Here is an 11,148-nt window from a genome sequence, read left to right on the forward strand (position 1 = left end):
GGAAACGACGGGGCCCCTCCCTTTATTCATCCCTCCCCACCACCCCGGAACCGCTCGCGAGTCACTCAGGACCGCTCGCGAGTCACCTAGAACCGGTCGCGAGTCACTCAGGACCGGCCGGCCGGTGGGTAGTTGTCCAGACGGGCTCGAAAAGATCATTGACTCGGACGGGAAGTCAGGGGGTCGATCGGTCTGGTTGTGGCTGCTGATGTTCGCTACCGGCGCGACGTGTCCGAGATCTGGAGGCGCCCGTCCTCGTTGGGGAGCAGGGAATGACCGCTCTGGGCGTCCGCGCCGGCGGTTTGGTGTCACCACCGCGCCGCCGCAATCACGACGCGTCGACAGCCGGGCGAGGGGCAGTCCAGGTCTGGTGACTTCATCACGTCATCGATGTCCTCAGTGACTCGCGGGCCGTCCTGAGTGACTCGCGAGCGGTCCTGAGTGACTCGCGAGCGTTCGAGTCGAGGCGGACTCGGGGACGTGAGAAAATCGGGTGACCATGACGCAGACCCATGACGACGCCCGCGACCTCGACGCCGCCGATCCGCTCGCCTCGTTCCGGGAGCGGTTCTTCGCCGACGACGACCTCGTCGCCTACCTCGACGGCAACTCGCTGGGACGCCTGCCCAGGGCGACTGCCGTCCGCCTGGCCGCATTCGTGCGCGATGAATGGGGTGGCCGGCTCATTCGTGGGTGGTCCGAGGGTTGGGTCGACCTGCCGGTCACGGTCGGCGACGAGCTCGGCGCGGTGCTGCTGGGCGCAGCAGCGGGCCAGACGGTCATCGCCGACTCCACCTCCGTCAACCTCTACAAGCTGCTCCACGCTGCGGCCGGGGTGCGCCCCGGCCGGGACGAGATCGTGATCGATGCCACCAACTTCCCGACCGACCGCTACCTCGTCGATGCTGTCGCAGAGGCCCGCGGCATGACCGTCAGGTGGCTCGAGCCCGACCTCGTCGACAACGTCACGGCTGACGTGCTCGCCGGTGCGCTGGGCGACCGCACAGCGGTCGTGGTCCTCAGCCAGGTCGACTACCGCTCCGGGACGCTGATCGACCTGCCAGGGCTCACCAGCCAGATTCAGGAGGCCGGCGCCGTTGTCGTGTGGGACCTGTGCCACTCCGCCGGAGTCGTGCCGATAGAGCTCGACGAGGCGTCGGTCGACTTCGCCGTCGGATGCACCTACAAGTACATCAATGGGGGACCGGGGGCACCGGCCTACATGTACGTCGCCGAGCGGCACCTCGCCGCGTCCGTGCAACCGATCCCGGGCTGGTGGAGCGCGGGCGACCTCTTCGCGATGTCCGACACCTATGAGGCCTCGCCCACGATCCGTCGCATGCTCAGCGGTACGCCAGCCGTCGCCGGGATGATCGCGGTGCAGGAAGGTGTGCGGCTGATAGCCGAGGCCGGTATCGAGGCCGTGCGCGTGAAGTCGGAGTCACTCACGGCCTATGCACTCGACCTGGTGGATGCCGCCGGGCTCGAGGTCGCCACGCCGCGCGACCCCGCCTTGCGCGGTAGCCACCTGACGGTGCGCCACGACGGCGCCCGCGCCATCACGGCGCAGCTCATCGAGCGCGGTGTCGTGCCCGATTTCCGGGAGCCCGACCTCATCCGGCTGGGGTTGTCGCCGCTGACCACGTCGTTCACCGAGGTCGCCGACGCCGTTCGGGTGCTGCGGGAGATCATCGAGAGCTGAACGGCGGGCGTCGAGGGGCACGGCAATGCGCTCGCGTCACCCGGCCGCGGCTCCGGTCAAGGTGGTGGCTCCGGGTGCGCCACGGCTAGGCACGGGGGTCCGGCCGGTGGCGTCCGTCTCGTACCATCGTGGCCATGACACGAGTTGCAGTGCTGGGTGCCAAGGGTCGAATGGGTGCCGAGTCGGTACGTGCGTTGAGTGCCGCCGACGGCATCGAGGTCGTGGCGCAGATCGATGTCGGCGACGCACTCGGGCTCATCACCGACTCTGACGCCGAGGTGGCACTCGACTTCACGCAGCCCGATGCGGCGCTCGACAACGTGCGCTGGTGCATCGAGAACGGCGTGCACGTGGTGGTCGGTACCTCGGGGTTCGACGACGCCACGATCGACGAGGTCCGCGCGCTGCTCGGCGACGACCCCGCGACGGGCGTCCTCGTCGTGCCCAACTTCTCGGTCGGTGCAGTGCTGATGATGCGCTTCGCCGCCGTGGCGGGGCCGTTCTTCGAGTCGGTCGAGGTCATCGAGATGCATCACCCCGACAAGATCGATGCACCGTCGGGCACCGCGACGCGCACAGCTGAGATGATCGCCGCGGCGCGGGAGGCCGCAGGCTCCGCGGCAGTCCCCGACTCGACGACAACCGATCCTGACGGGGCTCGCGGTGCGCGCGTCGCCGGCATCTCGGTGCACTCCGTCCGAGCCCGCGGTTTCGTCGCTTCGCAGGAGGTGCTCCTGGGTGGTGTGGGAGAGACCCTCAGCATCCGACACGACTCGCACGACCGCGCGTCCTTCATGCCCGGTGTCGTGGCCGCAGTGCGGGCTGTCGGCGAACGCCCCGGGGTCACCGTGGGCCTCGACGCGATCCTCTCCCTCTGACTACTCCCGCTCGACCGGGGTGGGGTGAGCCACGGGGTCAGATCAGACGGACAAGGGCGGCGGCCATCGCGGCCGCGACGACCATCGGCAGGAACGGCACCCGCAACGTCAACAGCACCGCGGCGACGGCGAGTCCCACCAGACGGGCATCCAACCTGATTGACGAGCCGTCGGCGAACACCTGCACCGCAACGAGCGCCCCGAGGAGAGCGACCGGGATCAGGTCGGCAGCACGCACCGTTGCAGGATGGTCGAGCACCTGCTCCGGCACCGACAGGCCGATGTACTTGAGAGCGAAGCAACCCACGGCCATGATCACGATTCCGGCCCAGAGCGCCGTCACGGCCGCCTCCACACCATGCCCAGGACGACGGCTGCCCCGCCGCCGAGGATGATCGGCATTCCGGGAACGGTGATCGGCACGAGGCCGAGAGCCACCACGGCCGCGAAGAATGCCACGAGGCGTGAGTGCCACGACGCGAGGCGTGGCCAGAGCAGCCCGAGGAAAGCGGCACCCACGGCGGCGTCCAGGCCGTATGTCTGGGGGTCGCCGATCTGATTTCCCGCGAGCGCGCCGAGGAACGTCGAGAGGTTCCAAAGCACGAAGATCGAGATACCGGTCCAGTAGAAGCCGAGTCGGGTCTGGTGCGGCGTCTCGCGGGTCACCGCCATCGCGGTCGACTCGTCGATCACGAAGTGCGCCGACGCCAGCCGCTGCGGGCCGTCGAGGTCGAGTCGCTGCGCGAGGCTGAGCCCGTAGAACATGTTGCGGCTGCCCAGCAGCACCGCCGTCAGTGCGCCGGTGAGCGGGTTGCCGCCCGAGGCGATGACGCCGATGAAGGCGAACTGTGATGCTCCGGTGAACACCACGAGTGACAGGGCGCAGGTCTGCAGGATGCTCAGCCCCGACGCTGTTGAGATCGCGCCGAACGAGATGCCGTAGAGACCCGTGGCCAGACCGACACCGAGCGAGTCGATGATGACCGAGCGGTCGGTCGTCACCCGAGGCCGGTGTGCAGCCGGACCTGCTTGACGGTCGTGCCGGTCTCTGACTGGAGCTCGCGGTGGGCCCCGTCGGGCTCCCACCCGGACTCGGTGACGAACGCGCGGAGCACGTCGTCGGATGCGTTCACCCACCACAGCGCCCGGGTGAACTTGTCGGCCTGCAACGTGTCCATCGCGGCCTGCAGAAGCCTCGAGCCATGACCGGCGCGCTGGTGGCCGGGGTCGACGACGAACTCGCCCACCTCGCCGTCGGCGACCTGGTCGCTGTCAGGGTCGTACGACGGGTGCACGAGGGCGAAGCCGCGGACGTCGGCGCGTTCGAGCGCCACCAGGACGCGCACGCGGGCATCCTTGGGCGAGGTGAGGGTGCTCGACCACACGGCGGCCATCTCCTGCGGGTCGACGCCGTCGAGCACCTCGGCGGGGATCAGGTCGGCATAGCTCTCACGCCACGTGGTGAGCTGGACGCGGACGATCGACGACGCGTCGTCGGGCCACGCGAGGCGTGCGCTGACATCGGCGCTCATGACTGGCGGAAGCTCTCGACAAGCCCGGACTCAGCACCTGCGGAGTCGAGCATCGCAGCAGTCATCGACGTGTTGCGAAGGCTTGGCCAGGTCTCCCAAGCCAGCACCGCGAGACCGGGAAAGCCGGAGATGACCAAGGGCCATCCGCCGTAGTCACCGACGAACGCCACGGCCACCGCAAGGATGAGCGGCGCTTCACAGTAGGCGAGCTTGCGAACGGTCTGCGCGGCGAAGACCCCGACCGCCTCAGCCCGGATGTCCTTCCTGGGATCGTCGGCGACGAGCGGCGATGCGTTGAGCCAGACCCGTTCGGCGAAGAACGCACCCACCCCGATCAGCGCGACCAAAAGCACTGCGAGCCAGATCGGCGGGTAGTCGGCATCACGTCCGCCGAGCATGAAGAAGAGCAGCACGAAGAAACCACCCGTGAGGCCGACCTGCAGGAGGGCGAAGTTTCGGACCTCGGTGGGCGTGGCGTCATATTCAGCGCTCGGCATGCTGATGAGTTTGTCACACGATTCGTCACCGTCGATTGGTAGTCTGCGGTCATGCGGGCCTACCTCGATCTCGTCCAACGGATCCTCGATGAAGGGGTCGCCAAGGGCGACCGCACGGGCACCGGCACGCGCAGCGTCTTCGGTCACCAGATGCGATTCGATCTTGCCGAGGGATTTCCTCTGGTGACGACCAAGAAGGTCCACCTCAGGTCGGTGGTTGCCGAACTGCTGTGGTTCGTCGCGGGCGACACCAACACCGCCTACCTGCGCGACAACGGTGTGAGCATCTGGGACGAGTGGGCTGACGACACCGGCGACCTCGGTCCCATCTACGGCTACCAGTGGCGGTCGTGGCCGACGCCTGACGGCCGGCACATCGATCAGCTCGCCGAGGTCATTGCCAACCTCCGCGCCGATCCAGACTCCAGACGCCACATCGTGAGTGCCTGGAACGTCGCCGACCTCGACGAGATGGCGCTGGCGCCGTGCCACGCATTCTTCCAGTTCTACGTCGCCGACGGTCGCCTGTCGTGCCAGCTCTATCAACGCTCGGCCGACGTGTTCCTGGGCGTCCCGTTCAACATCGCGTCCTACGCCCTGCTGACGCACATGGTCGCCCAGGTGACCGGTCTCGAGGTTGGCGACTTCGTGCACACGCTCGGCGACGCCCACCTGTACGTCAACCATCTCGACCAGGCGCGTGAGCAGCTCACCCGCGAGCCGCGGGCGTTGCCCGAGCTGTGGCTCGACCCAGCGGTCACCTCGATCGACAGCTTCACCCTCGACTCGATCAAGGTCACCGGTTACGACCCGCTCCCCGGCATCAAGGCGCCGATCGCCATATGACGGTCACGCTCGTCGTCGCGATCGGCTCGAACAGGGTCATCGGGGCAGATGGTGCGATGCCCTGGCCGCGCACCGGCGACCAGCAGCAGTTCAAGGCACTGACGATGGGCCACCCCATGGTCATGGGGCGAACGACCTTCGAGTCGATCGGTCGGCCCCTGCCCGGGCGCACGTCGATCGTCCTGACCCGCGACCCCGGCTGGCATGCTGACGGGGCCGTGGTCGCGACGAGCCTGCCCGACGCCCTCGAGCTCGCTACCGCCATCGACGACGAGGTGTTCGTCATCGGTGGTGCGCAGGTCTACGCGGCCGCGCTCGACGCACATCTCATCGACCGGATGATCATCACCCACGTCGCAAGCGCAGCCGACGGTGACGCGTGGTTTCCCGACCTCGACTGGTCGAGGTGGACGCAGGTCGCTCGGGAGGGCCACGACGGCTACGACATCGCGACGTACGACCGCCTGAGCTGATCGGGCTCTCCGGCGTCATCCAGGCGCAGCGTCGGTGTCCTCGCGGGTCAGAGCAGGATCGCGAGCTGTCGGCTCTGCGCCACGAGGTTGCCCGCCTCGTCCCACAGCTCGCAGTCCTCCTCATGAAACCCGTTCACGAGGTGACGGGTCGTCAGCCGAGTCGCGATCCAGCCCGGTGCAGGGGTGCGGTGCAGGTGAACTGTCAGCTGGACCGTCATCGACTGCATCTCACCGATCTCCATGACCGGCGGCGCGTACGAGTCGACCAGGATCGCCAGGGCGGGGAAGTCGATGGTCCGGCCCCCGGCGAGACGCTGCCAGAGCTCGACGCTGGGGTCGCCGTTGGGATTGCCGTCCGCCCACCCGGGGCGCGACGCGAGGCGGTAGTCGATCTGGTCGAAGATGCCCCCCTCGGGCATGCCGTGGTCCCGGGGGTCGGCGCACGCGTCGGGTGGGGGCAGCGACGGGGGAGTGGCGAGCTCGAGCGTGCGCCCGCCGGTGCGCGGGCCGAAGCTCGCCACGAGCTGTGCGATGTGCCGATCGTTCTCGTGCAGGGACGCCTCACCGGTCTGCACCCGACGACCGAGGCGCAGCGTGGACGTCCGCAGCTCTGCCGATCCGGGTTCCGGTGACGCCAGGTAGGTGACGGCTGCGACCAACGGGTCGTCCGCCCCCATTTCCTCGCCGAGCCCGCGCAGCATCGGGGCGAGGATGTAGCCGCCGTTGGGCTTGCCGAGCGGAGTGTTCCACCGATCGGTCAGGGTCAGGTCGCGGATGCCGTCGCCGCGGGGGGCGGACGCGGTGTCGACGTCGTAGATGTCTTCGCTCACGCGCCCATCCTGCCTGTCTCCCGGCGCGCCCCGAACGGTAACCTCGAAGCATGACGTCGCCGCTCGCCTCCGAGGCCGCGCCCTTCGGGCGTGTGCTGACCGCCATGGTCACGCCGTTCACGACCGACGGCGAGCTCGATCTCGACGCCGCGCAGAAAGTGGCGTCGTACCTGGTTGACCAAGGCAATGACGGCCTTGTCGTCAGCGGCACCACCGGCGAGTCGCCGACCACCACGGTCGATGAGGATGGCCGGCTGCTGGCCGCTGTCATCGAGGCCGTCGGCGAGCGTGCCACCGTCATCGCGGGGGTCGGCACCACCGACACCCGCCACTCCATCCAGCTCGCGCAGCAGGCTCGCAAGGCCGGCGCCGACGGGCTCCTGCTCATGGCTCCCTACTACAGCAAGCCCCCGCAGTCCGGCATCGTCATGCACGTCAACGCCGTCGCCAACGCCGGCGAGGACGTCCCCGTCATGATCTACGACATCCCCGGCCGCACCGGCGTTCAGGTCACTGCCGCGACGTACGTGGAGATCACCCGCAACCCCCTCGTCATCGCCATGAAGGATGCCGTCGGCGACCTCAACCGCGGCGCTTGGCTGATGCACGAGACGGGCCTCAAGATCTATTCCGGCGACGACCCCAACAACCTCCCCTGGCTCGCCATGGGTGCCAGTGGCATCGTCAGCGTCGTCGCCCACGCGGCGGCGCGTCCGTACGCCGACATGGTCGCCGCGGTCGATGCCGGCGACCTCCCCACAGCCCGATCCATCAACGACCGACTACTTCCCGCCGTCACGGCGATGATGACCCACACGCAGGGCGCGATCACCGCCAAGGCTGCTCTGCAGCTGCTCGGAGTCCTCGAGCACCGCACCATGCGTTCACCACTCCCCGAGGCAACCGCTGAGGAAGTCGCGATCGTTCGCGCCGGACTCGTCGCCTCGGGCCTCCTCGAAAGCCAGGCCTGAATGAGCCACATGCACCTGGAGCTCAGCGCTCCGCCCGCACTCCCCGAAGGCGCCCTGCGCGTCATCCCGCTCGGCGGTCTGGGGGAGATCGGCCGCAACATGACCGTCTTCGAGTTCGACGGCAAGATCCTCATCGTCGACTGCGGTGTGCTGTTCCCCGAGGAGCACCACCCCGGCGTTGACCTGATCCTGCCCGACTTCGGACCCATCCGCGACCGGCTCAAGGACGTCGTCGGCATCGTGCTGACGCACGGCCACGAGGACCACATCGGCGGCGTCCCCTACCTCCTGCGCGAGCGGGGCAACATCCCGGTCATCGGGTCGAAGCTCACGCTGGCGCTGCTGGACCCCAAGCTCAAGGAGCACCGCCTCAAGGACGCCCCCAAGTACGTCGTCAGCGAGGGCGAGTCACACAGGTTCGGCCCGTTCGACCTGGAGTTCGTCGCGGTCAACCACTCGATCCCCGACGCTCTCGCGGTGGCGATCAAGACCCCTGCGGGCGTCGCGCTGCACACCGGCGACTTCAAGATGGACCAGCTGCCGCTCGACGGCCGCATCACTGATCTCCGTGCTTTCGCGCGCCTCGGCGAGCAGGGGGTCGACCTCTTCCTCACCGACTCCACCAACGCCGAGGTGCCGGGCTTCACGACGTCCGAGCGCAACATCACGCCGGCCATCGACGCGGTCTTCCAGAACAGCAGCCGCCGCATCATCGTGGCGTCCTTCGCCTCTCACATCCACCGCGTCCAGCAGGTCATCGACGCCGCACACAGGCACGGACGCAAGGTTGCCTACGTGGGCCGCCCGATGGTGCGCAACATGCAGATCGCGCGCGACCTCGGCTACCTGCACGTCCCTGACGGCGTCGTCGTCGACAAGATCGATGCCGCACCGCCGCACAAGATGGTGCTGATGTCGACCGGTTCGCAGGGCGAGCCCATGGCTGCCCTGTCGCGCATGGCCAACAACAGCCACCAGCAGGTCAGCCTCGAGCCCGGTGACACCGTGCTGATGGCCTCTTCACTGATTCCCGGCAACGAGAACGCGATCTACCGCGTCATCGACGGGCTCACGAAGCTCGGCGCCAACGTCGTCCACAAGGGCAACGCCCTGGTCCACGTGTCGGGTCATGCCTCGGCCGGTGAGCTGCTCTACTGCTACAACATCGTCAAGCCGTCCAACGTGCTGCCCGTGCATGGCGAGATCCGTCACTTGCATGCGAACGCCAAGCTCGCGACGGCGACGGGCGTGCCCAATGTCCTGCTTGCCGAGGACGGCTTCGTCATCGACCTCGTCGACGGCCATGCCTCGATCACCGGTGCGGTGGAGTGCGGCTACGTCTACGTCGACGGCTCCTCGGTCGGTGACCTCACCGACTCCGAGCTCAAGGACCGCCGCGTCCTGGGCGAGGAAGGGTTCATCTCGGTCGTCGTGGTCATCGACTCCACGAACGGCAAGATCCTGTCCGGGCCCGAGATCCACGCCCGAGGCATCGCCGAGGAAGACTCGGCCTTCGACGAGATCATGCCCAAGATCATCGGTGCCATCGAGGAGGCTCTCACGGAGGGCAACCACGACGTGCGCCAGCTCGAGCAGGTCATCCGCCGGGTGCTCGGCTCGTACGTCGGGCGCCGTCTGCGTCGCCGTCCGATGATCCTGCCCGTCGTCATCGAGGCCTGACGCAGGCAGCAGTCGGGACGTGGCTGGCGCGTACGGGAGGGCGGTTCTCACAGTCACGTCAGGGTGACCGTGCGAACAGTGTTACCCGCCCCTGATGCGGGAACACCTTCTGCCGAAACAAGCGTTCCCTAGTTTCAGGGCATGAGATCCGACGCCGAGTCGGATCGCCGACCCCGGAGCGCCCCATGACCAGCGTCGCCATCAGTCCTCACGACCACCAGCCCCCACCATCGCCTCGAGCCGGTCGGCGTACCGGACGGTGGATCGATGACTGGGAGCCCGAGGATCCGGCGTTCTGGGAGTCCGGTGGCAAGGAGGTCGCCAGGCGCAACCTGATCTGGTCGATCTTCGGCGAACACCTGGGTTTCTCGATATGGCTGATGTGGAGCGCCGCCGCGGCGCTGCTCACGAAGGTCGGGTTCACCTTCACACCCGAGCAGCTGTTCTGGCTCGTAGCGGTGCCGAACCTCGTCGGCTCGCTGCTTCGCCTGCCCTACACGTTCGCGGTGCCCAAGTTCGGCGGCCGCAACTGGGCCATCTTCAGCGCGCTGATGCTGGTCCTGCCGACACTGTTGTTCGCGTGGGTCGTCCAGCGACCAGACACCCCCTACTGGGTGTTCATCGTCGTCGCAGCGACGGCAGGCGTCGGTGGGGGAAACTTCGCGTCATCGATGGCCAGCATCAACTTCTTCTACCCGTTGCGGCTGAAGGGCTCGGCCCTGGGGCTCAATGCGGCCGGTGGCAACCTCGGCGTCGCCATGATCCAGTTCTTCATGCCGATCATCGTGGGCGGGGCTGGTGCGTTCGGTCTCGTCGAGGCGAGCAGGAACGGCATCATGCTCGAGCGTGCGGGCTACCTGTACGCAGCCCTGGCCGCGGTGGCCGCGCTCACTGCGTACTTCTTCATGAACAACCTCTCGTCGGCCCATTCCCGGCCGCGTGAACAGCTCGCGGTCGTGAAGTACAAGCACACCTGGGTCATGTCGTTCCTCTACATCGGCACGTTCGGCTCGTTCATCGGCTATTCGGCAGCGATGCCGCTGCTGATCAAGATCAACTTCTTCAACCAGCCCATCCCGACGATCCCCGGTATCGGCATCAACTTCGCCTTCTACGGCTTCCTCGGTGCGCTTGTCGGGTCGCTGACACGTCCGTTCGGCGGCTGGCTCGCCGACCGCCTCGGCGGCGCGCTGGTCACCTTCGGTGCGTTCGTCGGGATGATCGTCGGCACGGTCCTGGTGATGGTTGCGCTGGCCCACCTTGTCGTGGTGCCGAAGCCTGCGGCAGGTGCCCCGGTCCCCGATCCCGCGACATTCCAGTACTCCGATGCCGTGCGCGCGGCGGTCGACCACAACGCGGACGTCTTTCCGTGGTTCCTCGCCGCGTTCCTGGTCGTCTTCGCCGCGACCGGCATCGGCAACGGATCGACCTACCGGATGATCCCGTCCATCTGGAGGGCGTACGCGACGACCGCCGGTGCCGAGGGCTCACCCGAGCGCGGTGCAGCTGAGCGGAAGTCGACCACCGAGGCGTCCGCGGTCATCGGCATCGCCGGCGCGATCGGTGCGCTCGGTGGCTTCCTGATCCCGATCACGTTCAGCGCCCCATGGGTCGCGGACCCGGTGGACGCGGTCAAGAGTGCCTTCGTGGTCTTCACGATCTTCTACGTCGTGTGCCTTGCCGTGACCTGGCTGTTCTACCTGCGCCCGAAGTCCATCATGGCGAAAGCGGGAGTGTGA

12 protein-coding genes are annotated in these 11,148 nt (G+C 67.7%); 7 read left to right on the forward strand and 5 right to left on the reverse strand.

All coding sequences use genetic code 11. The features are described 5' to 3' along the window. The first annotated feature begins 499 nt into the window (after window positions 1–499). Both kynU and dapB read left to right on the forward strand, forming a co-directional pair. Window positions 500–1,702: a kynureninase gene (gene kynU, locus H7290_RS06465; RefSeq protein WP_290513201.1), complete on the forward strand. Its 1,203-nt coding sequence runs from the start codon at window positions 500–502 to the stop codon at window positions 1,700–1,702. Between the two features lie 134 nt (window positions 1,703–1,836). Next, window positions 1,837–2,580, forward strand: a complete 744-nt coding sequence (gene dapB, locus H7290_RS06470; protein WP_290513202.1) for a 4-hydroxy-tetrahydrodipicolinate reductase — start codon at window positions 1,837–1,839, stop codon at window positions 2,578–2,580. Between the two features lie 37 nt (window positions 2,581–2,617). Here the strand turns inward: dapB and H7290_RS06475 are convergent, their stop codons facing one another. Genes H7290_RS06475 through H7290_RS06490 form a run of 4 tightly spaced genes read right to left on the reverse strand, consistent with a single transcriptional unit; the run spans window position 2,618 to window position 4,609 of the window. Next, window positions 2,618–2,923: an AzlD domain-containing protein gene (locus tag H7290_RS06475; RefSeq protein ID WP_290513203.1), complete on the reverse strand. Its 306-nt coding sequence runs from the start codon at window positions 2,921–2,923 to the stop codon at window positions 2,618–2,620. Continuing rightward, entirely contained in the window at window positions 2,920–3,582 is a 663-nt protein-coding gene (locus H7290_RS06480) for an AzlC family ABC transporter permease (protein WP_290513204.1), read from the reverse strand. Before H7290_RS06480 ends, H7290_RS06475 begins: the two co-directional genes overlap by 4 nt. After that, complete coding sequence (locus H7290_RS06485) at window positions 3,579–4,112, reverse strand: GNAT family N-acetyltransferase (protein WP_290513205.1); 534 nt, start codon at window positions 4,110–4,112, stop codon at window positions 3,579–3,581. Before H7290_RS06485 ends, H7290_RS06480 begins: the two co-directional genes overlap by 4 nt. Then, window positions 4,109–4,609 (reverse strand): hypothetical protein, encoded by a 501-nt coding sequence (locus H7290_RS06490; protein ID WP_290513206.1) that lies wholly within the window; start codon window positions 4,607–4,609, stop codon window positions 4,109–4,111. The genes H7290_RS06485 and H7290_RS06490 overlap by 4 nt, the downstream gene beginning before the upstream one ends. 51 nt (window positions 4,610–4,660) lie before the next feature. Between H7290_RS06490 and H7290_RS06495 the strand changes: the two genes are divergently transcribed. Continuing rightward, on the forward strand, window positions 4,661–5,455 hold the full coding sequence (locus tag H7290_RS06495) for a thymidylate synthase (protein WP_290513207.1): 795 nt from the start codon (window positions 4,661–4,663) through the stop codon (window positions 5,453–5,455). Then, window positions 5,452–5,928: a dihydrofolate reductase gene (locus H7290_RS06500; RefSeq protein ID WP_290513208.1), complete on the forward strand. Its 477-nt coding sequence runs from the start codon at window positions 5,452–5,454 to the stop codon at window positions 5,926–5,928. The genes H7290_RS06495 and H7290_RS06500 overlap by 4 nt, the downstream gene beginning before the upstream one ends. 47 nt (window positions 5,929–5,975) lie before the next feature. Here H7290_RS06500 and H7290_RS06505 read toward each other — a convergent pair whose 3' ends face one another. Next, window positions 5,976–6,758, reverse strand: a complete 783-nt coding sequence (locus tag H7290_RS06505) for a thioesterase family protein (RefSeq protein ID WP_290513209.1) — start codon at window positions 6,756–6,758, stop codon at window positions 5,976–5,978. Between the two features lie 50 nt (window positions 6,759–6,808). Between H7290_RS06505 and dapA the strand changes: the two genes are divergently transcribed. From dapA to H7290_RS06520, 3 genes are all read left to right on the forward strand, one after another. Then, on the forward strand, window positions 6,809–7,729 hold the full coding sequence (gene dapA, locus H7290_RS06510; RefSeq protein WP_290513210.1) for a 4-hydroxy-tetrahydrodipicolinate synthase: 921 nt from the start codon (window positions 6,809–6,811) through the stop codon (window positions 7,727–7,729). After that, entirely contained in the window at window positions 7,730–9,409 is a 1,680-nt protein-coding gene (locus tag H7290_RS06515) for a ribonuclease J (RefSeq protein ID WP_290513211.1), read from the forward strand. A 185-nt stretch (window positions 9,410–9,594) separates the two neighbouring features. After that, window positions 9,595–11,148 (forward strand): MFS transporter, encoded by a 1,554-nt coding sequence (locus tag H7290_RS06520; RefSeq protein ID WP_290513212.1) that lies wholly within the window; start codon window positions 9,595–9,597, stop codon window positions 11,146–11,148.

The sequence above is a fragment of the Aeromicrobium sp. genome (assembly GCF_014378035.1).
Classification (GTDB): domain Bacteria; phylum Actinomycetota; class Actinomycetes; order Propionibacteriales; family Nocardioidaceae; genus Aeromicrobium.